Annotated in this window: 18 protein-coding genes and 1 pseudogene; 6 read left to right on the forward strand and 13 right to left on the reverse strand. The window is 72.8% G+C overall.

What is annotated here, in order from left to right; translation table 11 throughout:
- Positions 1-136: 136 nt before the first annotated feature.
- A complete protein-coding gene (locus ABD352_RS48435) occupies positions 137-1,255 on the reverse strand; it encodes a C45 family autoproteolytic acyltransferase/hydrolase (RefSeq protein WP_344619420.1) in 1,119 nt (372 codons plus the stop codon).
- A 38-nt stretch (positions 1,256-1,293) separates the two neighbouring features.
- Between ABD352_RS48435 and ABD352_RS48440 the strand changes: the two genes are divergently transcribed.
- The gene (locus tag ABD352_RS48440) at positions 1,294-2,217 is read left to right on the forward strand and encodes an alpha/beta fold hydrolase (RefSeq protein WP_344619421.1); all 924 of its coding nucleotides are present in this window, start codon (positions 1,294-1,296) and stop codon (positions 2,215-2,217) included.
- Between the two features lie 157 nt (positions 2,218-2,374).
- Here ABD352_RS48440 and ABD352_RS48445 read toward each other — a convergent pair whose 3' ends face one another.
- Positions 2,375-2,740: a hypothetical protein gene (locus tag ABD352_RS48445; RefSeq protein ID WP_344619422.1), complete on the reverse strand. Its 366-nt coding sequence runs from the start codon at positions 2,738-2,740 to the stop codon at positions 2,375-2,377.
- Positions 2,737-7,023 (reverse strand): SseB family protein, encoded by a 4,287-nt coding sequence (locus ABD352_RS48450; protein ID WP_344619423.1) that lies wholly within the window; start codon positions 7,021-7,023, stop codon positions 2,737-2,739. The genes ABD352_RS48445 and ABD352_RS48450 overlap by 4 nt, the downstream gene beginning before the upstream one ends.
- 213 nt (positions 7,024-7,236) lie before the next feature.
- On the opposite strand from ABD352_RS48450, the gene mycP reads away from it, so the two are divergent.
- Positions 7,237-8,481: a type VII secretion-associated serine protease mycosin gene (mycP, locus tag ABD352_RS48455; protein ID WP_344619424.1), complete on the forward strand. Its 1,245-nt coding sequence runs from the start codon at positions 7,237-7,239 to the stop codon at positions 8,479-8,481.
- Between the two features lie 67 nt (positions 8,482-8,548).
- Here mycP and ABD352_RS48460 read toward each other — a convergent pair whose 3' ends face one another.
- Both ABD352_RS48460 and ABD352_RS48465 read right to left on the reverse strand, forming a co-directional pair.
- Positions 8,549-8,848, reverse strand: a complete 300-nt coding sequence (locus ABD352_RS48460) for a WXG100 family type VII secretion target (RefSeq protein WP_344619425.1) — start codon at positions 8,846-8,848, stop codon at positions 8,549-8,551.
- A gap of 12 nt (positions 8,849-8,860) precedes the next feature.
- On the reverse strand, positions 8,861-9,184 hold the full coding sequence (locus ABD352_RS48465) for a WXG100 family type VII secretion target (protein ID WP_344619426.1): 324 nt from the start codon (positions 9,182-9,184) through the stop codon (positions 8,861-8,863).
- Between the two features lie 133 nt (positions 9,185-9,317).
- Here ABD352_RS48465 and ABD352_RS48470 point away from each other — a divergent pair, with 133 nt between their 5' ends.
- Positions 9,318-10,115 carry a DNA adenine methylase gene (locus ABD352_RS48470; RefSeq protein WP_344619427.1) on the forward strand — a complete coding sequence of 266 codons (798 nt, stop codon included), beginning with the start codon at positions 9,318-9,320 and terminating at the stop codon, positions 10,113-10,115.
- Here the strand turns inward: ABD352_RS48470 and eccB are convergent.
- Positions 10,109-11,455 carry a type VII secretion protein EccB gene (eccB, locus tag ABD352_RS48475; protein WP_344619428.1) on the reverse strand — a complete coding sequence of 449 codons (1,347 nt, stop codon included), beginning with the start codon at positions 11,453-11,455 and terminating at the stop codon, positions 10,109-10,111. The two genes, ABD352_RS48470 and eccB, sit on opposite strands and share 7 nt — an antisense overlap.
- A gap of 67 nt (positions 11,456-11,522) precedes the next feature.
- On the opposite strand from eccB, the gene eccE reads away from it, so the two are divergent.
- From eccE to rarD, 3 genes and pseudogenes are all read left to right on the forward strand, one after another.
- Complete coding sequence (eccE, locus tag ABD352_RS48480) at positions 11,523-13,550, forward strand: type VII secretion protein EccE (RefSeq protein ID WP_344619429.1); 2,028 nt, start codon at positions 11,523-11,525, stop codon at positions 13,548-13,550.
- A gap of 643 nt (positions 13,551-14,193) precedes the next feature.
- Positions 14,194-14,553, forward strand: a pseudogene (locus ABD352_RS48485) (phage holin family protein); the annotation flags it as partial.
- Positions 14,554-14,729: 176 nt separating this feature from the next.
- Positions 14,730-15,716, forward strand: a complete 987-nt coding sequence (gene rarD / locus ABD352_RS48490) for an EamA family transporter RarD (protein WP_344619430.1) — start codon at positions 14,730-14,732, stop codon at positions 15,714-15,716.
- A gap of 205 nt (positions 15,717-15,921) precedes the next feature.
- Here rarD and ABD352_RS57915 read toward each other — a convergent pair whose 3' ends face one another.
- The 7 genes from ABD352_RS57915 to nuoL form a co-directional block, all read right to left on the reverse strand.
- Positions 15,922-16,992 (reverse strand): anti-sigma factor family protein, encoded by a 1,071-nt coding sequence (locus ABD352_RS57915; RefSeq protein WP_425553946.1) that lies wholly within the window; start codon positions 16,990-16,992, stop codon positions 15,922-15,924.
- On the reverse strand, positions 16,989-17,504 hold the full coding sequence (locus tag ABD352_RS48500) for a sigma-70 family RNA polymerase sigma factor (protein ID WP_344619431.1): 516 nt from the start codon (positions 17,502-17,504) through the stop codon (positions 16,989-16,991). Before ABD352_RS48500 ends, ABD352_RS57915 begins: the two co-directional genes overlap by 4 nt.
- A gap of 441 nt (positions 17,505-17,945) precedes the next feature.
- The gene (locus ABD352_RS48505) at positions 17,946-18,722 is read right to left on the reverse strand and encodes an IclR family transcriptional regulator (protein WP_344619432.1); all 777 of its coding nucleotides are present in this window, start codon (positions 18,720-18,722) and stop codon (positions 17,946-17,948) included.
- 436 nt (positions 18,723-19,158) lie between these two features.
- A complete protein-coding gene (locus ABD352_RS48510; RefSeq protein WP_425553947.1) occupies positions 19,159-20,181 on the reverse strand; it encodes a polyprenyl synthetase family protein in 1,023 nt (340 codons plus the stop codon).
- A gap of 99 nt (positions 20,182-20,280) precedes the next feature.
- Complete coding sequence (gene nuoN / locus ABD352_RS48515; protein ID WP_344619433.1) at positions 20,281-21,816, reverse strand: NADH-quinone oxidoreductase subunit NuoN; 1,536 nt, start codon at positions 21,814-21,816, stop codon at positions 20,281-20,283.
- Positions 21,813-23,342, reverse strand: coding sequence for an NADH-quinone oxidoreductase subunit M (locus ABD352_RS48520; protein ID WP_344619434.1), 1,530 nt, complete (start codon positions 23,340-23,342; stop codon positions 21,813-21,815). Before ABD352_RS48520 ends, nuoN begins: the two co-directional genes overlap by 4 nt.
- Positions 23,339-25,252 carry an NADH-quinone oxidoreductase subunit L gene (gene nuoL / locus ABD352_RS48525; RefSeq protein WP_344619435.1) on the reverse strand — a complete coding sequence of 638 codons (1,914 nt, stop codon included), beginning with the start codon at positions 25,250-25,252 and terminating at the stop codon, positions 23,339-23,341. The genes ABD352_RS48520 and nuoL overlap by 4 nt, the downstream gene beginning before the upstream one ends.
- Between the last annotated feature and the right edge of the window lie 7 nt (positions 25,253-25,259).

Genomic DNA, 25,259 nt, shown 5'->3' on the forward strand with positions numbered 1-25,259 from the left:
CCCAAGGTCACCAGTGTCTGCGCCGAAGCGTGTAAGCCGTCATTGAACTGCTGAAACATTTGTAACAACAGGCCCGGGGGCAGACATCAGCACAGATACATTTAAGGCTGCGTTGCAGTTGCCGACGCGCCCCGATTCAGCCGGTTTTGCCGACCCAGAGGTCGTGGTACGGCGCCCCGCCGCACGGCGGCCCGGCGGCGATCGACATACGGCGTTCGTCCAGGTCGAGCACGAGCGAGAACAGGGTCTCGGTGCGGTCCGCCTCGGCGGCGCCCGGCTCGTCGTGGCGGCAGATCGACTGCGGGTGGCCGCCGTGGTCGCGCAGCACGGCGTGCAGCCGGGCCTCGTCGATCGGGCCGGGGCCGAGCAGCCGGCGGGCCCGGGCGGCGCGGAAGAACGACGAGCCGCCGATCGCGCGCAGGGTGTCGATCGCGGCCAGCGCCGGCTCCTCGAAGTGGTTGGTGTGCGTGAGGATGCCGTCGACCGGGTACCGGAAGCCGACGTCGTCCGGGGCGACCTCGAAGTCGATCACCTCGCCCGGGGTGCCGTCGCCGAAGGCCTGCCCGACGAGCAGGTTGATGCTCGCGCCGCGCGGCGTGGCGCAGACGACCTTGACGGCGGCGCCGAGGTGGCGGGCCTCCAGGGTGGCGCGGAGCAGGACGTGGTACGGCACGCCGCCGTCGCGACGGTCCTGGGCGCTCGTGAGCATGTTCACGCACACCCCGAGGCCGGCGTCGTTGATCCCGGCCTTGGCCAGCATGCCGGCCTCGGTCAGGGCGAGCACCTCGGCGCCGAGCTCGTCGCGGGTGGCCAGCAGCAGCGCGAAGGGCCGCTGGTCGGGGTGCCAGTCCCAGTTCTGCGCGAGGGTGGTGTGGCCGTCGGCGGAGCGGTCGTCGAGCACGCCGATGGCGGTGCACTCGGAGGCCCCGGTGGCGCCGTAGATCAGCTCGGTGCGGCCGTTGAGGGCGTAGATCTCCTCGGCCGGGACGCCGGCGCCCTCGGCCACGCCGTCGAGCATCTCGGCGACCCGTGGGGCGTGACGGTGGGAGGCGGCGCGGAACAACGCTCCGTACTCGCGGACGCGGTCGGCGCCGAGGCCGGCGACGGCGGCGAAGCGGGCCATATAACTGACCGTATTGGCGGCGATGAGGCCGGCCGCGGCGGCACCGTACGCGATGCCGCAGTCACGGGGAGTACCGGATACCTCGATTAGGGGGATCGGCGGCGCCATGAGCTGAACGTTAGCCGGTCGCATGGCGGGAATTCGACGGCAAAAGCCCTACGCTGAGCGACATGAACCGCTCGGTTGACGACACGTGCGTCATGATCGACGGGCCGTGGTCGCACCGCTTCGTCAGCGCGAATGGCACGCGCTTCCACGTGGTGGAGGCGGGCACCGGGCCGCTCGTGCTGTTCCTGCACGGTTTCCCCGAGTTCTGGTACGCCTGGCACAACCAGTTGCCGGCCGTGGCCGACGCCGGTTTCCGAGCCGTGGCCGTGGACCTGCGCGGCTATGGGGCCAGCGACAAGCCACCGCGTGGTTACGATGGGTACACGATGGCCGGCGACGTCGCCGGGCTGATCCGCGCGCTGGGCGAGCGCAGCGCGATCCTCGTCGGCGGCGGGTACGGCGGGATGATCGGCTGGGCCACCGCCGCCTTCCACCCGAAGATGGTCCGGCGGCTGGTCGTGATGGGCGCGGCGCACCCGCTGCGGCTGCGGGCGGGCCTTGCCGCCGACCCGCGCGGGCAGCTGGCCGCGGCCAAGCCCGTGCTGCGCTTCCAGGTGCCGCGCTTCGAGCACGTGCTGACCCGGGACGACGCCGAGCTGGTGGGCGGGTACCTGCGGCGCTGGGGGGCGCCGGACTGGGTCACCCGCGAGGAGTACCGCGACTACGAGGGGTGCTGCCGCGCGGCGATGCAGATCCCGCAGGCGGCTTTCTGTGCGATGGAAACGTACCGGTGGGCGGTGCGCTCGGCGCTGCGGCTGCAGGGGTACCGCTTCGTGAAGCTCCTGCAGCAGCCCGTGACGGCGCCGACGCTCCAGCTGCACGGCGCGCTCGACCCGGCGGTACTGCCACGCACCGCGCAGGGCTCGGGGCGCTACGTGCTGGCCGAGTACGAGTGGCGGCTGCTGCCGAACGCCGCGCACTTCCCGCACCTGGAGCAGCCGGACCTGGTCACCGGCGAGATCCTCCGGTGGGCCAAGGCCGGATAGCGGTGTGTTCTTGGCACCGCGAAGCTGGCAGGGAGGCCCCCAGGGGCCGACCGATTCGCCCAGTCTGGCTCGATAAGGCTTCGCTCTGATCGACCCAGACCAGGCGCTGACGGGAGCAACGGTCCGCAAGTGACGCGGACCGGAGCCATACATGGCTTCAAACTCGGTATTCGCGCAGCTCACTTACTTCGGCGCGGGGCGCCCAGCCCTGGTAGACGCCGTAGTCGAACTCTTCGAGGCCCAGTTCGGCGGCGACGGGAGCGCGGCCGCCGGTGTACTCCACGCGCAGCCAGCCGTCGTGCTCGCCCAGGACGATGAACGGCTGGTCGCGCCAGAAGCAGGTGGTGCGCACGTAGACGAGGTCGTCGACCTCGGTGCGGTGGACGATGCGGCGGTACCGCCCGGGGCGCACCTCGTCGAAGCCGTCGCTCGCGTCGGGGCGGTAGAGGCGCACGTCGTCGCCGTCGGGGCTGGCCTCGTACTCGGCGCCGTGCCAGCGGGCCGCGTAGCCGTCGCGGATCACAAGTTGTTCTTTCGCCAGAGGGGGCCGTCGGCGTCGAGGCGGGCGATGAGCTCCTGCCGGCCGTCGCGGCGCACGCGCCACAGCTCGGCGTGGTGCGGCAGGCGGGCGCTGTCGACCTTGAACTCGGCGATCACGTCGCCGGTCTCGCTCGGGGCGAAGCCGTTGCCGCGGAACGGCGGGCGCTCGATGACCCAGCCCTCCATGGCCCGCATGGCGTCGTGCGACTGGCCGCCGTAGGGGATGCGGTAGAGGTCGCCGCGGTAGGCGATCCAGCGCAGCACGTAGGCCTCTTCGGCGTCGGGCTTGAACGACGACCCGGCGTAGCCGAGGCCGAGCGCGTTGTACAGCTGCTCGGGCGTCTCGAGGTGGGCGACCTCGCCGGCGCGGTGCACGAAGCCGGAGACGCGGTCGTAGTTGCGCTCGAGGTAGTGCGAGAGCTGCTCGGGCGAGATCGGCTTCTGCATAACCTGCTCGCGGTCCGTCGGCGGCTCGTACGTCGGGCGCGGCGCGGGCTTGGGCTCCTCGCGGTGCGCCTCGACCGGCTGGTCCTCGGGGTCATCGACGCCGAGGCCGAGCTCGGTGGCCCAGGTGGCGAGCTGGACGACCTCGGTGCCGGGCAGGACGGCGCCGGCCGGGGACTCCGGGTTGATGGCGAAGGCCAGCTGGTCGCCGGGCGGCCAGTTCCGGATCAGCCGCGTGAACTTGATCCAGCTGCCCTCGGCCTCCTCGCCGAGCCGCTCCCGCATGCGCTCCGGCGAGGTGAAGACGACCAGGTGGGGCAGGCCGTTCATGTGCTCGGTGCGCCAGTTGGCCGGCTCGACCGGGCCGTCGCCGGTCCAGAACGGGATCAGGACCTTGGCCAGCAGCAGCGTCGACAGGAACCGGTCGGTGCTGTTGGCCTGGACCGCCTCGAACAGGTCCCGCTCCACGTTGTTGGCCGGGGCGAAGTCGGCGGCCTTGGCCGGGGTGACCACCTCGGCGTCGACGATGTCCTCGCGCAGCCGGACCGGGGTCTCCTCCACGACCTCCGGCTCGTAGACCGGCTCGCGGGTCGGCTCCCTGGTGGGCTCGACGTGGTACGTCGCCGGCTCGTACTCCCAGGACGTCTCGGCGGCGGCCTGCTGGAAGTCGGGGCGTTCGGCGGCGCCGTCCTCGAAGAAGGAGCGCAGCTCGGGGGACGGGTCCGGGGTGGACGGCTTCTCCTCGCGGGCGCCGATGAGGAAGAACGAGCCCGTGTTCTCCTTGGAGTCCTCTTCCTCGACCGGCGGGGCCGGCGGGACCTCCGCGGCGGGCGGGATCTCCACAACCAGCGCGATCTCCGCAGCGGGCGGGACCTCCGCGACCGGCTGGGTTTCCGCGACGGGCTGGGCCTCCGGGGCCTGCCGTGCCTCTTCGGCCTCGTCCGATCGCAGGTCGGCCAGGGCGGCGTACGGGTCCCTCCGCTCGGCCACGTCCGGGCCGAGGTCGGCCAGGGCGGCGTAGGGGTCCCTGGGCTGCGGCTCCGCGGCGGCGGGCGGCCGGGAGTCGGCGAAGGCGTCGAAGGCGTCGAACGGGCGCAGCGCCGGCTCGTCGTCGAAGAACGGGCGCTGCTCCTCCTCGCGGCGGGGCGGCTCGGGATCGCGGGGGTCACCGAAGAGGGATCGCTGCGGCTCCGCGGTCTCCTGGAAGAACGCGGACTGTACCTCGGCCCTGCCACTGAACAGGTGCTCCCTGTTCTCGCGGACCTCGGGCTGCGGCGGCTCCTGCTCCTGGCGCGGAGCGAACAGGTCGCGGGGCGACTCCTGCTCCTGACGCGGAGCGAACGGGTCGCGCGGCGGGGCCTGCTCCTCGCGCAGGGCAAACGGGTCGCGGGACGGCTCCTGCTCCTGACGCGGAGCGAACGGGTCGCGCGGCGGGGCCTGCTCCTCGCGCAGGGCAAACGGGTCGCGGGACGGCTCCTGCTCCTGACGCGGAGCGAACGGATCGCGCGGCGACTCCTGCTCCTGGCGCGGGGCGAACGGGTCGTAGGACGGGGCCGGCTCGTCGGCGAAGAAGGGGTGGTCGTCGAGGTCGGCCTTGCCGAAGCCGGCGCTGCGGGCGCCCGCGGCGACGCCGCCGAAGGGCTTCGGGGTCTCGTCCACCTCGGGGTGTTCGACGTCGAGGCGGCTGAAGCCGGGACGGTCGAAGACCGGGCGGTCGAAGGGCAGCGGGGCGGCGGGGTCGTCGTCGCGGAACGGGTCGCCGCTGCGGGCGGCCAGACCGGGACGGCCGGGGCGGACGTCGGCGGAGCCGGTCCAGCCGGGGTTGACGGGCTGGGTGTCCTCGTCGAGACCGGGCGAGAAGAAGGGCGCGGGCTCACCGGAGACGGGGCGCTGCGGGAGCGCGTCGACGGCGGGACGGTACGCGGCAGGCTCACCCGACACCGGACGCTGCGGGAAGGGCTCACCCGAGACGGGACGCTGCGGGAGCGCATCCCCGGCGGGACGGTACGCGGCGGGCTCGCCCTGCGCCGGACGCTGCGGCAGGGACTCGCCGACCGGCCGGAACGGGGACGGATCGCCCGAGACCGGACGCTGGGGCAGCGAGTCGCTTCCGAGGAACGCGGACGGCGGCTCGGCGGCGGCCGGGCGCTGGGGCAGGGCATCGCCGGCCGGGCGCTGCGGGAGCGCGTCCCCGGGCGGGCGCTGGGGCAGGGTGCCGCCCGGGCGGAAGGCCGGCGGGTCGGCGTCGGGGCGGCTGGCCTGCGGCTGACGGGTCGGCAGCGGCGGGCCCGAGGCCAGGGGCAGGTCCGGCGGCGGCTGCCACGCGGCGGGGATGACCGGCTCGGCGTGCTCGGTGTAGATCTCGCCCAGGCTGCGGGCCGGTTCGCGGCGCGGCCAGTACCGGCGCGGGTCGCCGTTCGGGTCCTCGGCGCCGCCTAGCGACCCGCCCTGCGGCCGACCCGGAAGGTCCGACCCGCCCTGCGGCCAACCCGGAAGGTCCGACCCGCCCTGCGGCCAACCCGGAAGGTCCGACCCGCCCTGCGGCCGGCCCGGGAGGTCCGAACCACCCCGCGGGCGCATGGGCAGGTCCGCGCCACCCTGCTGCGGGCGCATGGGCAGATCCGAGCCGCCCTGGGGACGGGTGGGAAGGTCCGGTGCACCGCCGCCGCCGAGCGGCCGGGACGGCAGGCCGGAGGAGCCGACCGGCGGGGTCGGCTGGCGGAACGGGTTCTGCGGCCGGGGCGGCATGTCAGTGCGGGCCGCCGGGGCGCCGCGCTCCGCGCCGGAGAAGAGCTCGCGCTCGCCCGGCACGTCCAGCGACTTGCGGTCCGAGTCGTCGAAGAGCCCGCGCGGGCCGGCGCCCGGGAACGAGGCCCGGCCGCGCGCGGCCCCCGCGCCCGAGGTCGGGGCGCCCGAGGTGGGCGCGCCGTTCTCCGGCGGGGTGGCGGGCGACGCGTACGACGACCGGCCCATCGTCCGCTCGAAGTTCACGGGACGATCGGCGCGGGTCGGCAGGAACGCCCCGGGCGGCGCCACATCGGGCGGCGGCACCTCGCGGCGCGGCGGCACGGTCGACGGCGGCAGGGGCGAGGACGGCAGCCCGGAGCCGGGGTACCCGCCCGCCCCCGGGTACGGCGACCCGGCCGACGGCGGCACCGAACTGGGCGGACTCGAAGTCGGCGGGATGCCGGCGAACGGCGGCGTGCCGGCCGGGGGCATCGCGGAAGGGGGCACGGCCGGCGGGGGCGGCACGGCCGGGCCGGCGAATCCGCCCTGCCCGGGGCCGGAGGGTCCGCCCTGGTCGGATCGCATCCGCTGGCGCTCGATCGGCGTGGGCGCGGGCTGGTTCGGCACGCTGCGCAGCGGCACCTGGGCCACCGCCCGGGTGCGCGACGAAGCCTGCTCGATGCGGGCCCGGGCGCCGAGGGTGCGACCCGGCAGTCGCACGTCGCCGCGGCTGATCTGGGTGACGAACCACGACGGGAGGTACCCCTCGATGGGCAGTCCCGGGTTGACCGCGAGCCACCAGTCGACGTTGGGCCAGATGCCGGCGAGGTCCTGGAAAGGCACCCTGCGGTGCGTGCCCGGGTGGCCCGCGAGGCACTCGTGCAGCGCCGACGGCGACGTGAACGCGAGCACGTGCGTGCGACCCTCGGTCGTCCACGTGCCCCATCCGCCGTCGCTCGACGGTGAGCTCTCGGGGGAGATCGGCAGCAGGACGTCCGTGCGCGCCAGGATGCGGAAGTACTGCTCCTGGTCGTTTGCGCGCAGCGCGTCACGCATGGCGACCTCGGCCTCGGTGGCCGGCTCCCACTCGCTCAACGGCCACCCCCTCTTCGGGCTCGGAAACCGCCGCGTCGCCGAAACCTAACCTATACGGCCAGGGCAATTCGAGGGGTGCGACGCGGGCAAGCGCTCCGGCCAGCATAGCGATCGAAGCCGGTCCGCTGACAGCGCTGTCTCATTCGCGGCACCCACACGGGGGTGGATTCACGGGGCAGCCCGTCGATCGGTCCTCCACCTAGCATGATGCCCATGCCGCGCCGGTACGTGATGTCCGCTTTGGCGGTTTTCGTGAGCCTTGCGGGTCTTCTCGTCGGCGTGCCCGCCTCGGCCCGGGCGCCCGCGGCCTGCCCCGGCCCGGTCCGGCAGCCGGCGCCGGTCCCTTCCGGCACGCCGTGGCCCCTGCAGCGGTACGACCAGACAAAGCTCAACGCCCTCGCGGACGGCCGCGGAATCGTCGTGGCGGTGATCGACTCGGGCGTGGACGGGCGCAACCCGCAGCTGCAGGGCGCCGTGCAGCCGGGCCCCGACCAGCTCGACGGCGGCAACTCGGTGCTCGACTGCGTCGGCCACGGCACCGGTGTGGCCGGCATCATCGCGGCCCGCCCGGCCAAGGACTCCCCGTTCCGGGGCCTGGCGCCGGGGGCGACGATCCTGGCCCTGCGGGTCAGCGAGCTGATCGAGGGCGAGAACGGCACCGCGTCCGGCCGCCAGGGCACCCCCGCCGGCCTGGCCAACGCCATCCGCGACGCCGTGGCCCGGCACGCCAAGGTCATCAACCTCTCCCTGGTCAGCTACCGCGACGACCCGGCCGTTCGCGACGCGGTCGCGGCCGCCGTGGGCAGCGACGTCGTGGTGGTCGCGGCGGCGGGCAACGGGGCCGAGCAGGGCAACCGGACGCCGTACCCGGCCGCGTACGACGGTGTGATCGGCGTCGGCGCCGTCGCGCCGGACGGCCAGCGGGTCCCCTCGTCGCAGACCGGCCCGTACGTGGACCTCGTCGCACCGGGCGCGCAGGTTGTGACGACGACAACTCCGAGCGGCCTGGCGGTCGTGGACGGCACCAGCTTCGCCGCCCCGTTCGTCGCGGCGACGGCGGCCCTCATCCGGCAGTACCGCCCAGATCTCACCGCCGCCCAGGTCGCCGCGCAGCTGACGGCAACGGCGGACGGTGGACGCGCGGGGCCGGGCTACGGCGCCGGCGTGCTCAACCCGTACCGCGCGCTGACCGAGCGCCTCGGCGCCTCCCCCGGGCCGGCCGCGCAGGCCCTTGCCCAGCCCGCCCGCGATCCGCGGGCCGGCACCCGGGAGTCGACCGCCCGCCGCCGGACCGTGCTCATCGCGCTGGGCGGGCTGTCCATCGTGCTCGTCGCGTTTCTGGTCGCGGCGGTACTTCCGGCAGGCCGTCGCCGCCGCTGGCGCCCCGGCCTGCGCGAGCTCCCGCCTCCCACGCCCCCGGACGGGGACCCGGCGGCCCCCGCGTTCGGCGGCTCCTAGGCGAGCGGCGCCCCGCCCCGCGAGGCGTGGGCAGGGCGCCGCGGCGCGTTCCAGGTGGGCGGGCCGGTCAGCCCCTGCCGGGGAACAGGTGCGTGTTGCGTGCCTCGGTCTCGCGGTAGCGCTGCATGGAGTCCTCGACGCCCACCTTGATGTCGCGCAGCATCTGGGCCAGGTCGGCGCCCGCGCGCTCCCAGTTGTCCTGGCGCACCGCGTAGGCGTCCTTGGCGTCGCCCTGCCAGTTGGCGGTCAATCGCTTGCCCAGCGACGAGACCTCCTCAAGGCGGGAGTGCAGCGTGTTGAGCGCGGACTGGATGGAGGCGCTCGCGTGATCGAGCGCGCCGAAGTCGACTACCAGCGTGTCGTCCATGAGGTCCTCCGGTCAGCCGAGGGCGGAAAGGTCGGTGTGGCCGGTGCGGCGCAGCGTGCTGGCCGCCTCGGTGTCGGTGGCGTTGTAGTTCTGGCCCGCCGTGCGCAGCCCCTCGGCCGTATCCATCAGGTTGCGGTTCAGCACACCCTGGTCGTTGTTGAATGCGGCCTTGACCTGTTCGAACGAGCGGCCGCCGGCGCCCTGCCAGCCCGCGCGCGTCACTTCCAATTCCCGCATCAGCGTGTTGAGCATGCTCTGCAGCTCCGCGTTGACCTGCTCGAACCGCTGCGCCGCGGAATTGAGTTCGGCCTGTTGGGCCTGCGTTGTCTGAGCCACCGGCGATCACCCCGTTTCTCGTTAGTGGACGTTGTCGCGGTCAGGCCGACCGTATCGGCAGATGCCGATCGACCACCAGACCCATTCCCGCGCTGTGGATAACTTCCGGCATTTCGCCTTTATGATGTCGGGCATGGCGGAGGGCCGGTCATTCATCAAGTGGGCCGGCGGCAAGACACGCTACGCGGCCGCCCTCGTCGCCGCTGCCCCGTCGTTCACGGGGCGCTACTGGGAGCCGTTCATGGGCAGCGCCGCCGTGTTCTTCGAGCTCCGGCCGGCCAAGGCGGTGCTGTCGGACGCCAATCCGGAGCTGGTCGCCTGCTTCCGCGCGGTCGCGGCCGACCCGGAGGCGGTGATGGGCCGCCTCGACGCGATGCCCAACACTCCCGAGCAGTTCGCGCTGGTCCGCCGCCAGGACCCGGCCGGGCTGGACGACGTGGCCCGCGCCGCGCGGGTCATCTACCTGAACAAGACGGCGTTCCGGGGGCTGTGGCGGGTCAACCGCCGCGGGGCGTTCAACGCGCCCTACGGCGCCTATGACCGGCCGTACTATCGCCGCGAGACGCTGCTGGATGCCTCGCGCGCGCTCGCGGGGGTCGACCTGCGGCAGTGCGACTTCGCCGACGCGCTGCGCGAGGCGGCGGCCGGGGACTGGGTGTTCCTCGACCCGCCGTACCTGCCGGAGGGTGGGTTCGCGGACTTCAAGCGGTACACCGCCGGGCAGTTCCGCGACGACGACCACCAACGGCTGGCGGACGAGATGCGCGACGCGTCGGCCCGGGGCGTACTGCTGACCATGACCAACAGCGACACGGAGGCCACGCGGCGCATCTACGCCGGCTTCCGCACCACGCGGATGGCGACGCGCCGCGACATCAACCTGCGCGCCGCCGCCCGGGCGAGCTTCGATCTGGTCGTCACCAACTACTGAGCCGGCTGGGCCGCGGCCGCCGGGTCCAGCGCCGGGCCGGCGGGCAGCAGCGCGACCATCTGGCTGGGCACCGCGACCGGCTCCTGGCCGCCGTAGCCCAGCGCTCCCAAGGCGTCCGGCACCGGCAGCGCGTGCCGGCGACCCAGGTCGGTGACCAGCGTCAGCACGCCGGTCTCGGTCCGCACGAGGGCGCCCGAGCCCGGGGGCACCACGATCCGGTCGGCCAGCACCGCGCCCTCCGCCGTCGCCGAGGCGGTCTTGAGCGCGCGGGTCAGGTCGGGGCGGGCCGAGCCGACCGTGACCCCGTCGGCGGTGCACACCTCGTCGGGCTGGCCGTCGAGCAGCTCCGGCGGCGCCGCGGGCAGCGCGCCGTCGCCGCCGGGGTCGGGCGCGAAGGGCTTGACCTGCTTGCCCTGCACCAGCCCCGAGAACTCGGCCGCGGTGAGCGGCAGCAGCTGGCCGCCGCCCTGCACGGCCGCGGTCTCGGGCGCCGTGAGCAGCAGCGCGGCCTGCATCGGCGTGACGGAGGCGAGGCCGTCGCCGGTGACCAGGAACGCGTCGGTGCGGGAGCCGGAGGTCACGCCGTACAGCTGCCCGATCTTGCCGGCCGGGACCGTCTTGCCGCGGTCGGGCACCGGCGGGGTGACCAGGTCGGTGCCGGACGGGATCGCGTGGAGCAGGGCCTGCGCGACAGCCACCTGCGGGCGGCCCGACCAGACCAGGGCGGCCAGCGCGGCACCGGGCTCGCGGATCAGGTGCTTGTGCCCGTGCCAGACCAGGTAGGTCTGCGATCCGGGGCCGGTCACCAGCACGCCTTTGTCGCCCAGGGGGGTACCGCCGGAAGGTCCCCCACCGACGAACAGCACCGAGCCCTCGGGGGTGGAGCAGACCGTCCACGCCGCCTTGCGCAGCCCGGACGCGGGCGGCAGCGAGCTCGGCGCGCCGGGAATGCCGAGCGTCTCGCCGCGCGGCGCGTCGGCCAGGGCGGCCCGCGACACGACCACCGTCGGCGCGCCGGCCGAGTTGAGGATGAGCAGCGCCGATGCCTGGTTCAGGACGGGGTGGAGGACCTGGTCGCGGTACACGAACAGGGCCCCCGACTCCTGCTCGACCACGATCGCCTTGTCGTTGCGCCATTTGCCGGACGTCCCGGGGCGCAGTGCCCCGAGCGCGGCCGCCCCGCCGACGCCCAGCGCCGCGAGCAGCACGCCGACCAGGGTCGCGCCGGCGACCCGGCGAAACGGGGGCTGCGCGGGATCGGTGTCCCGCGTCACCAGAGCCGAGACCACCCGCTGGACCGTGAACTGGTACGAGTGCAGCTGGTCCTGCCGCGACGCCATCCGCCCCCCAAAAATGTCACACCGGCGCCCTACGATAAGCCCGTCAACTTCATCGGCGGGGGGCGATATGGCGACGCGGACGCGGATAGTGCTGGCCCAGGCGGCTATCGCGCTCGTGGTCGCGGCCTGGGCGGCGGGACCGGTCTGGGCGATGATCGCGGCGCCGCTCGCCCTGCTCGTCCTGCTCCTCGCGGCCGGCCGGGTGCGCCACCGCCCGCTCGCACGGTGGATCGGCGACGGCCTCCGCTACCTCGGCCGGCGCCGCACGGTGCCCGCCGGCGTCGGCGGCGCGGGCCTGCTCGCGCTGGTCCGCCCGGGCGCGGCCACCTCCACGCTGGACATCGACGGCGCCGACGTCGGCGTGCTCGAGGACACCGACGGCCTGGTCGCGGTGGTGCGCGTGGGCGACCTGTCCACCCTGCTCGGTGCCGCCCTGCCGGCCCTGCCGCCGCTGAGCGCGCTGCTGCCGGCGCCGGCCCGAGACGTGCCGGAGGTGCGGGTCCAGCTGCTGGTCAGCGCGGTCACCGCCCCGTCGCCCTCGGCGACGCCGTCGGCCACCTCATATCGGCAGCTCACGGACGGCCGGGTGCTCGCGCACCAGAGGGTCCTCGTCGCCGTGCGGGTGCGCCGGGCGGGCGGCTACCGGCGGGCCGATCTGGAGGAGTCGCTCGTTGTTGCGGTACGGCGCGTCAGCCGCCTCCTCGCCAAGGCCGGCCTGCCCGCGCTGCCCCTGTCGGCGACGTCGGCCTTGGCCGCGGTGACCGAGGCCGCCCAGCACGACCCGTCCCACCCGATCCGCGAGACGTGGACGGGCGTGCGGGTCGGCGGCCTGCACCAGGCGACGTTCCGCCTGCGCCGCTGGCCGGAGCAGGGCCCGCTGATGAGCCGCCTGCTGACCCTGCCGACGTCGGTCACCACCCTGTCGCTGACCGCCCAGTCCCCCGTCCCGTCGGCGGCCGCCCCGGACCGCGCCGCCGCGGCGGCCCCGCCGCCGGGTTCGGCGCCGCTCGGAGTTCCGGCCAACGGCGTGGTGTCCCCGGTCTACTCCTACGTTCCCGGCCCGGCGGCCGCGTATGGCCCGGGTGTGGGGCCCGCCGCTCATCCGCAGGCCGACCCGGGACAGCGGGCGGCGATCCCCTCGCCGCGGCGGGCGGTCGACGACTTCCTGCCGTTCGACGCCGGGCCGGCGGGAGGCCCTGCGGTGCAGGCCGAGCTCGTGGTGCGCCTCGCGGCCCCCTCGGCGGCCACCCTCGCCCAGGCCACGACCGCCCTGCGTCGCCTGGTGGAGAGCCTGGACGCCAAGGTCACCCGGCTCGACGGCGCCCAGCTCGACGGCCTGGCCGCCACGCTGCCGCTGGGTGGCGGCGCCGCCATGGAGGACGCGGTCCTGGCCGGCCTGGTCTCGGGCCACGAGGGCCTCGCGCTGGGCGGCGCCCGCCCGGCCACCGTGACGCCGCCGCGGCTGTCCGCCGTCGCCCCGCCGGTCGGCGGCGAGGGCATCATGCTGGGCGTCAACCGCCGCGGCGAGCCGGTGGTGATCCGCCTGTTCCGCCCGGAGCCGACCCGGGCCACCCTGATCGGCGGCGTGCGCTGCGCCCAGGTCGTGGTGATGCGCGCCCTGGCCACGGGCGCCCGCGTGCTGGTCCAGTCGGCCCGCCCGCACGCCTGGGAGCCGTTCCAGCGCGGCCTGGGCACCGCCGAGCCCCTGTCGGTCGTGCCCCCGGGCCGCCTGGGCGACCCGCCGCCGGCCACCGCCACCCGCCCCCAGCTGCTGGTCCTCGACGTCGGCGCCATCCCGGGCCGCGCCGCCCCCGTCCAGGAGAGCGCCTGGCGCACCATCCTCTACGTACGCGACGACCTCACCACCGCCGACACCGACCTGCTGACCCGCTCCGACCTGGCCCTGCTGCAGCCCCTGACCCCGCACGAGGCCACCCTGGCCGGCGACGCCCTGGGCCTGGGCGACTCCCGCGGCTGGCTGACCCGCATCTCCCCGGAGATGCTCGGCGTCGTGATCAACCGCCAGACCGTCCGCTGGACCCAGCTGTCCACGACCCCGCTCGAACTCCAGCTCACGGGAGGTCCCGCCCGCTGACCCACGCTCCGCCACCGCCCACCCGCCGCGCCGCTTGGCGGCACGTCACGTCCGCCACGACTGCGGCGCCCTGCCGCCCGGCAGTCGCACCTCGCCTGGGAACCCGCAACACGACATGGCCGCCACGACCGCGGTGCTCCGCCGCCGGCAGCAACGAGCTCCGGCGCAGCTCGCCGGGTCCCAGCGGGGCGGCGCGGCGCGCTGCCGAGCACGGCGGCGCCGCCTGCTCGATCGCCGGGCTCCCCCGCGTCGCGCCGCGACCTTGGCGGCCAGGCGTCGCACCGTCTGCCTGCTCGGACGCCGCTTGTCCGCTCGCCGGCCGCCCGCGCGCCGCACCACACTTCCCGCCGGGCGTCGCACCGCAGGCCCTCTGCCTGCTCGGACGCCGCTTGTCCGCTCGCCGGCCGCCCGCGCGCCGCACCACACTTCCCGCCGGGCGTCGCACCGCAGGCCCTCTGCCTGCTTGGGCGACGCACCGCGCGGCTACTCACCGCACGACGCCATCTCGCACGCCCTCTGCGAGCCGGGTGTCTTGCGCTCGTTCGGGGGTGGACGTTTGTCCTAGGTGGGTTAGGGCGATCGGGTGAAGAAGAGGTGATGGCGGGGTGTCCCGGGCTGGCGAGGACATGGCACGATCACCCACATGGGAATCCTCATCCGGCTCGCTGTGAGTGCGTTCACGGTCTGGCTGGCCACGCTGGTGATCTCGGGCATCACCGTTGGGGGCGACACCGGGCACAAGGTGCTCACGTTGGTGGTCGTGGCGGCGATCTTCGGGGTCATCAACGCCGTGCTGCGGCCCATTATCAAGACGATCGGGTGCTGGGCGTACGTGCTCACGCTGGGGCTCGTGTCCCTCGTCGTCAACGGGGCGCTGCTGCTGCTCACCAGCAAGATCGCTGGGGCGCTGGACCTGCAGTTCAACGTGGACAAGTTCTGGCCGTCCGCCGTGCTCGGGGCCCTGTTCATCGGCATCGTCAGCTGGCTCCTCAACTTCCTCATCCCCGACCGCGGGGACAAGGACCGCAAGCGCAACGACCGTCGGCCGCCGGCGCCGCCTCGGCAGCAGTACGGGGGCGGGTACCAGCAGAACTACCGCGGCTACCGGTGACGAACGCCATGATGTGAGGGGCGGGCATCCCACCCGCCCCTTACGATCGGGGCCTTACGGTGTAGGGCGTGGATCCACTGCGCCGCGGATATCTGTCCGCGCTCACCGCCAACGTGCTGTGGGGCATCTTTCCGTTGTACTTCCACGCGCTGCGGGCCGCCGGCGCGGTCGAGGTCCTCGCGCACCGGATCGTGTGGTCGCTCGTCAGCATCGCGGTACTGCTCGCCGTAGTGCGTCGCTGGCGCCGGCTCGGGGAGCTGCTGCGCAACAGGCGGCTCGTCGCGGGCATCGCAGTCGCCGCAGTGTTCATCGCCGTCAACTGGGGCGTCTACATCTTCGCGGTGAACACCGATCGGGTCGTCGAGGCCTCCCTGGGGTACTTCATCAACCCCCTCTTCGTCATCCTGCTCGGCGTGCTCGTGCTGCGCGAGCGGCTGCGGCCCGCGCAGTGGGTCGCGCTCGGCGTCGGTGCGGTCGCGGTGGTCGTGCTGAGCATCGACTACGGGCAGCTGCCATGGATCGCGCTCACGCTGGCCGGGTCGTTCGGCTCGTACGGGCTGATCAAGAAGCGGCTCGGGCTGCCCGCGGCCGAGGGGCTGTTCATGGAGTCGGGCGTGCTGACGCTGCCGGCGCTCGGGTACCTCGCGTGGCTCGCCGTCAGCGGCCACTCCACCTTCGGCACCGTCTCGACCGGGCACTCGCTGCTGCTGGCCGGCAGCGGGGTGCTCACCGCCGTGCCGCTGCTGCTCTTCGCGGAGGCCGCCAACCGGGTACCGCTGTCCGGCCTCGGCATGCTGCAGTATCTGACCCCGATGCTGCAGCTGCTCATCGGCGTCGCGGTGTTCAGCGAGCCGCTCCCGCCCGCGCGGCTGGCCGGCTTCGCCATCGTCTGGTGCGCGCTGGCCATCTTCAGCTGGGACGCCTTCCGTGCCGCCCGCCGCAGCCGGGCCGAACGCGCGGCGATCAGGGACACCGAGCCGACCAGCCCGAGGGCGGCAGCGCCGACGGCCAGCCCCGCGGCAACCGAAGCCGAGGCCCCGACGCCCGCGGTGTGAACGCCGGCACCGCAGCCGTGGCTGAGGTCGACACCGGCCGCCCGGAGAAAGGCCGGCGCGGCCAGCACAGTGGACGCGGCAGGCCCCGACCCGGGAGCAGCGGCTGGGGACGCGGCTGGCTCGATGCTGCCGGAGCTGCGACTCGGCGGTCGTCGCTGGGATGCGGACGACCGCCGAGCCGGTGTGTGAGTAGAGCGGCGCCTGGTCAGGCGGCGAGGGTCAGCACGGGTGTGCCGTCGCCCTTGCGGATCTCGATGCGCTGGATGTTGGAGCGCTGGATGTGGCTGTGCGCGGTCAGCTGCATCTCGTCGCCGGAGCGGGCGGTCCAGGTGTTGATCTCCTCGGGGTCCCCGGACTTCGGTACGACGACCAGCGTGTAGGTCCACTTGGCGTACTCGTCGCCCTCGCCCGCCTTGTAGGCGCAGCGCATCCGTACGACGGTGCCGTCCGAGTCCGAGTCCGAGTCCAGCGCCAGCGACGCCGTCACCGGGACCGTGGCGGCCACCTCCTGCATGGCCACGTAGTCGGGCTGGCCGATGCCGGCGGCGCGTACGCCGATGACCGCGACGACGCCCAGGAAGGCGGCCACGAGCGCCGTGCCGGCGGTGCGCCAGCGACGGTGGCGGCGGTCGGTGCGCCGGGCGCTGCGGGCCCGGTCGAGCACCCGTGGCAGCAGGGGGTCGCCGGACGCCGGCGTCGAGCCGTTCAGCCGGCCCAGGGACGGGTCGAGGGTCGGGTTGGTCGCCGTCGGGCCGGCCCAGGCGGCCGGGACAGGCGGCGTCGGCGCGGCGGCCGGGGAGGCCGGGGTCGGCGCGGCGCTCGGGGAAGGCGGGGTCGGCGCGGCGCTCGGGGAAGGCGGGGTCGGCGCGGCGCTCGGGGAAGGCGGGGTCGGCGCGGCGCTCGGGGAAGGCGGGGTCGGCACGGCGGCCGGGCCCGGCCAGGCGGCCGGGGAAAGCGGGGTCGACGGGGACGGCGCGGCGGTCGGGCAGGCCCAGGCCGCCGGGGTGGGCTGGGTGGGCGGGATGGGCGGGGGCGGGGCGGCCGTTGGGCCGGCCCAGCCGGGGTTCGGCTCGTCGGGCAGGTCGGACGCCAGGGCTAGCTGCGCGGCGATCTCCGGATCCAGCCGGCCGAGCAGGCCCGGCAGGTCGGAGAACTCCGCCACCTCCGCTCGGCACTGCGCACAATCGGCGAGATGCCGCTCGTATGCCTCGCGCTCGGGCGGCGGCAACGCCCCCAGCACGTAGACGGCCGAGTCATGGAGGCGCTCACACCTCATTGCGTCACCCCCAACTCCTCCAGGACAACCTTCAGCGAACGCAGTGCGTAGTAGGTGCGCGACTTGACCGTGCCGGCCGGCACGCCCAGGCGCTCGGCCGCCTCGGCGACGGAGCGGCCCTGGTAGAAGCACTCGACCAGGACCTCGCGGTGCGGTCGGGACAGGCGGGTCAACGCCTCGGCTATGACCCAGGACTCCACCGCGCGCTCGGTCTCGTCGGCCACCGCCGGCGCCTCCGGCATCTGGTCGGTGAAGACCTCGCCCACCCGCGCGGAGCGCCGCCGCCACGCGTCGATGGCGCGGTTCCGGGCGGTGGTGAAGAGCCAGGCACGGACCGAGCCACGGGCCGGGTCGAGCGCCTCCGGGTGCTGCCAGGCCCGCAGCAGGGTCTCCTGCACGAGGTCCTCGGCCCGTTGACGGTCGCCGCCGGTCAGTCGCAAGGCATGGGAGAACAGTGCGTCTCCGTGCTCCGCATGGAGCGCCTTCAGCAGGTCAGCATCGTCTCTACTCACGCCTGGACATGTTTCCGATCCCTTCCACCACCTTCTACGCACTTATACGCAGAGAGGTTCAGCCCGGGAGCACATGTCGGCGATGCGACATGCATCTCAACCGATGGTGCGCCCGAGACAGGCGGATCGGCCACCCGGCAAGAAGCCAAGAACGGACAAATCGGCCAGCGGCAAGCAGGCAGGGCGGCGGGCAGGCCGAGGACAAGCGGGCGAGCCACGGGCACAAAGCCGAGGGCAAGCGGCGAGCCACGGGCACGAAGCCGAGGCAAGCGGGCAAGCCACCGGCAAGAGGCCGAAGGCGAGCGGCGAGCCACGGGCACGAAGCCGAGGCAAGCGGGCAAGCCACCGGCAAGAGGCCGAAGGCGAGCGGCGAGCCACGGACGCAAGCCGAGAGGGCGAGCGGGCGGAACACCGGCAAGAGGCCGAGGACGAGCGGGCCGGCTACTCGGCGAGGACCGCGGCCAGGTGGTGGGCAGTGGCGAGCAGGCGGGTCCGGACCACCTTGGCCGACGACATCAGCTCGGCCGGCGGCAGCGCGCAGGCCAGCACGACCCGCCGATCCGGGTCCCGGTCGGCCACCACGGTCACCGCGGCGCACGCCAGGCCTTGGCGGAACTGCCCGATCTCGATCTGCATGCCGCGCCGCTCCCCCGCCGCCAGGTCCGAGTCCAGCGCCTCCGGCGAGGTGAGGGTGGCCGAGGTGTAGGCGCGCATGCCGTACTCCTTGAGGAACCGGAACCGCTGGTCCGGGCTCAGGGTCGCCAGCAGCGCCTTGCCCAGCGCCGTCGCGTGCGCGGCCTCGTCGTAGCCGGGCACGAGGTCGTCGAGGGGCGGCGTGCGCGGGCCCTCCGCCATGGCGGTGACCGCGACCCGGCCGGCGACGAAGCGGCCCAGGTAGTGGCTGTACCCGGTCTCGGCCGCGGCGCGGCGCAGCCGGTCGATGACCGCGCCCGGGCCCCGGAAGGCGAGCACCAACTCCCGGTAGCGGTCGGCGATCTCCAGGCCGACGACGTAGGTGCCGTTCTCCCGGCGGATGACGTAGCCCTCGTACGCGAGCGTCCGGACGAGGTGATAGGTCGTGGCGACGGTGAAGTCACACCGCCTGGCGATCTGCTTGACTGTCAGACCGCGGGGCGACTGACCGACCGCCTCCAACACTCGTAAGGCCCTCGAAACGCTTCGGATGAGATCCGAGGGTTCGGCTTGTGGATCCCGCACCCCGCCGCCCTCCCCAGCCGCAGCACTAACTGGAGTCACACCATATGAAATTAGAGAGGGTCGAGGGAACATTCTGATCAGCTATGGCGCCAGGTGGGGGGATTACGACCCTCAGCACATAGCGATGAATGCACCATACTGGACATCATGATCGTGACGCACCTGTTGCGACACGCCATGTGACATAAGTAATCGGTATCGACGGGTCTTCCAGCCTGAGTAAGTAATTGGATCCCCGACGAGTACTTAGCGCGCAAGTGCGCATGGGCCAAGACGGCCCGTCATCACGCCATCGCGACACGTCGTCGGTCCGGGTATCTGCCCACCTTGCATTGAGCAATGTGCACCCTGGCGGCAGAAAACGGCACATCACGTACCGAATCGTGAAAACATTGACCGACATGGGTCAATGTGAAAGGTGGCGATCGGCCTTAGGTCAGTTGGTCCGGTCGGCGATGAAGTCGCACAGCGACTCCAGCGCCGCGCGGGCCGGGGCCTCCGGCAGCACGGCCAGCGAGGCCCGGGCGCGGTCGGCGTAGCCGCGCACGGTCTCCCGGGCCTGCTTGAGGGCCCTCGAGTCGCGCAGCAGGCCGAGAGCCTCGGCGTGCAGGGCCTCGTCGGTGACCGGGCCGGCGGCCAGGATCTCGCGCAGCCGCACGGACGCGGCGTCGTTGTCCGAGGAGGCCAGCGCGTAGAGCACCGGCAGGGTCGGCACGCCCTCGCGCAGGTCGGTGCCGGGCGTCTTGCCGGACTCCGTGGCGTCGCTGGCGATGTCGATGAGGTCGTCGGAGAGCTGGAAGGCGATGCCGAAGGTCTCGGCAAAAGTCGCCAGCGCGTCCACCTGCTCCGGCGGGCAGCCGCCGAACATCGCGCCGAAGCGGGCGCTGGTGGAGATCAGCGAGCCGGTCTTGTGCTCCAGGACCCGCAGGTAGTGGCGGATCGCGTCCTCGCCGTCCAGCGGGCCGGCGGTCTCGTCGATCTGGCCGTGCACGAGCCGCGAGAAGGTGCTCGCCTGGATCTTCACGGCCTCCACGCCGAGCTCGGCGGCGAGGTCGGCGGCGCGCGAGAAGAGGTAGTCGCCGACGAGGATGGCCAGCGCGTTGCCCCAGCGGGAGTTCGCGCTGGGCGCGCCGCGGCGCACGGGGGCCTCGTCCATGACGTCGTCGTGGTACAGCGTGGCCAGGTGGGTCAGCTCGACCACGGCGCCGGCCAGCACGACCTCGCGGGCGGTCGGGTCGCCGAACTGCGCGGCCAGACCGACCAGCAGCGGCCGCACCCGCTTGCCGCCCGCGTCCATCAGGTGCCTGGCCGCCTCGGTGACCAGCGGGTTGGCGCTGTGGACCGAGTCGATCAGCACCACCTCGACGTCACGCAGGTAGGCGGCCATGCCGGCCTCCAGCTGCGGGTCGGCAAGGGTCAGCCCGACCGAGGCGCTCGACTGCACGGTTCCCGTACTCACCACAGCTCCAACGATGCCATACGAACTTCCGACTGCTGATACAGGGACGTCCCCACGTGGGCACCCACGGGGGACGTCACTGTCGTACTGAGAGCCTACCTAGCTGAGGAATCTACCGGCGTTCTGCGTCACTTCGAGCAGCGCGCCCGGCGCCACGCCCAGCACCAGCGTCGCCACCGTGCCGATGACCAGCGCGGCCGCCGTCATGGCGCCCGGGATGGACACGGCCGGCGTCGACTCACCCGGCTCGGACAGCCACATCATGACGACGACCCGCAGGTAAGGGAAGGCCAGGATGGCGGAACTCACCACGCCGGCGATCACCAGCCAGGTCTGGTTGCCGTCCACGGCCGCCGCGAACACGCCCACCTTGGCGGTGAAGCCGCTGGTCAGCGGGAGGCCGGCGAAGGCCAGCAGGATGAAGGTGAAGAGCGAGGCGTACAGCGGCGAGCGCCGCCCGAGCCCGGCCCAGCGCGACAGGTGGGTGGCCTCCCCGTCGGCGTCGCGCACCAGCGTCACCACGCCGAACGCGGCGAGCACGGTGAAGCCGTACGCCACCAGGTAGAACAGCGAGCTGGACAGGCCCTTGTCGTTGAGCGAGATGACGCCGATGAGCAGGTATCCGGCGTTCGCGATCGACGAGTAGGCCAGGAGGCGCTTGATGTCGGTCTGGGTGACCGCAAGGATCGCCCCGACGATCATGGTGAGCACCGCGATCGTTCCGAGGACCGGCTGGATCGTCCACTTGGTGCCCTCGAAGCCGACGTAGACCAGCCGCAGCAGCCCGCCGAACGCGGCGACCTTGGTGCAGGCGGCCATGAGCGCCGTGATCGGCGTCGGGGCGCCCTGGTAGACGTCGGGCGTCCACACGTGGAACGGCACGGCGGCCGCCTTGAAGAGCAGGCCGATCGCCAGCATGGCCAGGCCGACGTACAGCAGGATGTCGTCCTTGCCCCCGGCGTGCACGGCCGTCGAGATCGCCTTGAAGTCGACCTGTCCGGCGTAGCCGTAGACCAGCGCGATGCCGAATAGGAAGAACGCCGAGGCGAAGGAGCCCAGGAGGAAGTACTTCATCGCGGCCTCCTGCGACAGCAGCCGCCGGCGGCGAGCCAGCGCGCACAGCAGGTACAGCGGCAGCGAGAAGACCTCGAGCGCGACGAACATGGTCAGCAGGTCGTTGGCCGTGCTGAACAGCAGCATGCCGCCGAGGGCGAACATCGCCAGCGGGAAGACCTCGGTCGCGCCGCCGACGCGGGCCGCCTGCTCGCGGTCGCGGTCGGTGTTGGCGGTGACCGCGGCCTGCGCTACGAACGCGCCGCCCGGCTCCAGCGTGCGCTCGCCGATGAGCAGCAGCGCCACGATGCCCAGCACGATGATCGCGCCCGACAGGAACAGGCCCGGCTTGTCGATCGCGACCGCGCTCGCGGCCGTGATCACCGGCTTGTCACCCTGGCGGATCACCATGACCAGCGCGGCCACGAGGCCGGCGAGCGCCAGCGTGAGCTGGACGCTGTGCCGCACCCGCTTGGGGACGAAGCCCTCGACCAGGACCCCGATGCACGCGACGCCGAAGAGGATCAGCATCGGGGCGAGGGCCGCGTAGTCCAGATGCGGCAGTTGGAGTTTGTCGTTCACTTGCCGGCCTCCACGGTACCCACGGTGGCTTTCGGGTCGGTCCTGCCGACGTCCTGCATGGTCGCCTTCACCGCCGGGTTGATCACGTCGGTCAGCGGCTTGGGGTAGAAGCCCAGCAGCAGGATCAATGCGATCAGGGGAGCGACCACCACGGCCTCGCGCACCGACAGGTCGCGACCCATGGCCTTGATCTCGGCCAGCTTCGGGTTCGGGGTGCCCTGCGTGGTGCGCTGGATCATCCAGAGCACGTAACCGGCGGCCAGGATGATGCCGGCGGTGGCGATGATCGCGACCGTCTTGTTCACCGTGAACGTGCCGATGAGGACCAGGAACTCGGAGACGAAGGGCGAGGTGCCGGGCAGCGCCAGGGAGGCGAGGCCGGCGATGAAGAAGATCCCGGCGAGCACCGGCATGAGCTTGCCCGCGCCGCCGAAGTCGGTCACCAGGGCGCTGCCGCGGCGGGCCACCAGCATGCCCACGACCAGGAACAGCAGGCCGGTCGCCAGGCCGTGGTTGACCATGTAGAGGACCGCGCCGGTGCCGGCCTGGGTGGTGAAGGCGAAGATGCCGACGCCGATGAAGCCGAAGTGCGCGATCGAGGTGTACGACACCAGCCGCTTGAGGTCCTTCTGCCCGATCGCCACCAGCGCGCCGTAGATGATGCCGACGAGCGCGAGCGTGAGCCCGAGCCAGGCGAATTCCTTCGACGCCCGCGGGAACAGCGGGAGGCAGTACCGCAGGATGCCGAAGGTGCCGACCTTGTCCAGGACGCCGACGAGCAGCGCGGCGGCCCCGGCCGGGGCGGCCCCACCAGCGTCGGGTAGCCAGGTGTGGAACGGGAAGAACGGCGCCTTGATCGCGAACGCGACGAAGAACCCGAGGAACAGCCAGCGCTCGGTGTTGACCGAGAAGTCGGCGTTGACCAGGGTCTGCCAGTCGAAGGTCTGCCCGCCCAGCACCCACAGCCCGACCAGCGCGGCCAGCATGAACAGGCCGCCGAGCAGTGAGTAGAGGAAGAACTTCACCGCGGCGTACTGCTTGTGCTGCCCGCCGTAGGAGCCGATGAGGAAGTACATCGGCACGAGCATGACCTCGAAGAACACGTAGAACAGGAACACGTCCTGGGCGGCGAAGACGCCGATCATCGTGCACTCGAGGGCGAGCAGGAGGGCGAAGTACGCCGGGACCGACCGCTTGCTCTGCTCGGCGTCGTGCCAGGAGGCCAGGATGACCAGGGGCACGAGCAGGGCGATCAGCGCGATCATGACCAGGGCTATGCCGTCCACGGCGAACGTGAACTTGGCCCCCCACTGCGGGATCCAGGTCCACGAGTCGCGCATCTGGAAGCGGTCGCCGTTGGGCTTGAACTGGGTCCAGAGGCCGACGCCGAGGCCGAAGACGACGACCGACCAGGCCAGCGCGGCGCGCTTGGCGAGTTCGGGCTTGTCCTTCGGCAGCAGCGCGACCCCCACCGCGCCGACGAGCGGCGCGGCCGTGAGGACGGTCAGGTAAGGGAAGTGGCTCATCCGAACCTCACCGCAAGCGTGGCGGCCACCACGAGCACCGCACCTCCGAGGATGGACAGGGCGTACGAGCGCACGAACCCGGTCTGGGCCCGGCGCATTCGGCCCGATCCGCCGCCGATGCCCGCGGCAAGGCCGTTGACCAGCCCGTCGATGCCACGGTTGTCGAGGTAGACCAGGGCCCGGGTCAGGTACCGGCCCGGCGCCTCGAACACGATCTCATTGAACGAGTCCGTGTACAGGTTGCGGCGAGCGGCGGTGACCAGCGCACCGGCGGGCTGCTCCTGCAGGGCCGTGCCCTTGTTGAACAGCACGATCGCGAGCGCGGCGGCCACCACGGTGAACACCAGCGACAGCGTGGTGATCAGCCAGTGCGCGATGACCGGCTCGTGCGTGACGTGCTCGGCGCCGTAGACCGGCGTCAGCCAGTCGGGCACCGACGAGGCCAGCAGCCCACCGGCCGCGACCGAGCCGACAGCCAGAATGATCAGCGGGATCGTCATGACCGCGGGCGACTCGTGCGGGTGCTTGATGTCGTCGGTCCAGCGCTCCGGGCCGTGGAAGGTCAGCCAGAACAGCCGCGTCATGTAGAACGCGGTCAGGGCCGCGCCGAGCAGGGCCGCACCGCCGAAGAGCCAGCCCTGCCAGCCCTCACGCTCGAAGGCCGCCGCGATGATCGGCTCCTTCGAGAAGAAGCCGGAGAACGGGAACATGCCGATGATCGCGAGCCAGCCCAGGCCGAACGTGACCCAGGTGATCTTCATGTACTTCCAGAGCCCGCCGAAGCGGCGGATGTCGGTCTGGTCGTGCATGCCGTGCATGACCGAGCCCGCCCCGAGGAACATGCCGGCCTTGAAGAAGCCGTGCGCGAGCAGGTGGATCAGGGCGAGGGCGTAGGCCCCGCCGCCGAGCCCGACGCCCAGGAACATGTACCCGATCTGGCTCACCGTCGACCAGGCGAGCACCCGCTTGATGTCGTCCTTGGCGCAGCCGATGATGCAGCCGATCAGCAGCGTCAGCGCGCCGACGCAGACCACCACGGTCTGCGCGTCGGGCGAGGCGTCGAAGATCGGGTGCGAGCGGGCGATCAGGTAGACGCCCGCGGTCACCATCGTGGCCGCGTGGATCAGGGCCGAGACCGGGGTCGGGCCCTCCATCGCGTCCGGGAGCCATGCCTGCAGCGGGAACTGGCCGGACTTGCCGGCCGCGCCGAGCAGCAGCAGGAGGGCGATCGCCAGGACCGTGCCCTTGCCCAGGCCGTGCACGCTGTTGAACACCTCGGAGTAGTTCACCGTGCCGAGGTACGCGAACATGATGAAGATCGCGATCGCGAAGCCCGCGTCACCGACGCGGTTCATCAGGAACGCCTTCTTACCGGCGGTGGCCGCGCTGGGGCGCAGGTACCAGAAGGAGATCAGCAGGTAGGAGGCGAGGCCGACGCCCTCCCAGCCGAAGTACAGCATCACGTAGTTGTTGCCGAGGACCAGCAACAGCATCGCCGCGATGAACAGGTTGAAGTAGCCGAAGAACTTGCGCCGGCCGGGGTCGTGCTCCATGTAGCCGACCGCGTAGAGGTGGATCAGCGAGCCGACGCCGGTGATGAGCAGGACGAACATCGCCGACAGCGGGTCGAAGAGCAGGCCCATGTCGACGTGGAAGCTCCCGACGCCGATGTAGTCCCACAGCTTCAGCTCGACGCCGTTGCGGTTCTCGAGCCCGCGCAGCGAGAAGAAGTACGTCAGGCCGAGGACGAACGAGACCGCGACGCTGAGCACGCCGAGCCAGTGACCCCAGCGGTCGGCCCGCTTGCCGAGCAGCAGCAGCACTGCCGCGCTGGCCAGCGGGATCGTCGGGAGCAGCCAGAACGAGTGCAGCCACCCCGTCGCCGCCGAGTAGGCGATTGTTTCCACCACCCGCTCC

The sequence above is a fragment of the Dactylosporangium salmoneum genome, assembly GCF_039532525.1.
In the GTDB taxonomy this organism is placed as follows: Bacteria; Actinomycetota; Actinomycetes; order Mycobacteriales; family Micromonosporaceae; genus Dactylosporangium; species Dactylosporangium salmoneum.

What these genes read in the sequence shown, in the direction of transcription:
- ABD352_RS48440 (WP_344619421.1), top strand. Translation starts at nt 1,294, where the DNA reads ATGAACCGCTCGGTTGACGACACGTGCGTCATGATCGACGGGCCGTGG.
- mycP (WP_344619424.1), top strand. Translation starts at nt 7,237, where the DNA reads ATGCCGCGCCGGTACGTGATGTCCGCTTTGGCGGTTTTCGTGAGCCTT.
- ABD352_RS48520 (WP_344619434.1), bottom strand. Translation starts at nt 23,342, where the DNA reads ATGAGCCACTTCCCTTACCTGACCGTCCTCACGGCCGCGCCGCTCGTC.
- ABD352_RS48435 (WP_344619420.1), bottom strand. Translation starts at nt 1,255, where the DNA reads ATGCGACCGGCTAACGTTCAGCTCATGGCGCCGCCGATCCCCCTAATC.
- eccE (WP_344619429.1), top strand. Translation starts at nt 11,523, where the DNA reads ATGGCGACGCGGACGCGGATAGTGCTGGCCCAGGCGGCTATCGCGCTC.
- ABD352_RS48460 (WP_344619425.1), bottom strand. Translation starts at nt 8,848, where the DNA reads ATGGACGACACGCTGGTAGTCGACTTCGGCGCGCTCGATCACGCGAGC.
- eccB (WP_344619428.1), bottom strand. Translation starts at nt 11,455, where the DNA reads ATGGCGTCGCGGCAGGACCAGCTGCACTCGTACCAGTTCACGGTCCAG.
- ABD352_RS48470 (WP_344619427.1), top strand. Translation starts at nt 9,318, where the DNA reads ATGGCGGAGGGCCGGTCATTCATCAAGTGGGCCGGCGGCAAGACACGC.
- ABD352_RS57915 (WP_425553946.1), bottom strand. Translation starts at nt 16,992, where the DNA reads ATGAGGTGTGAGCGCCTCCATGACTCGGCCGTCTACGTGCTGGGGGCG.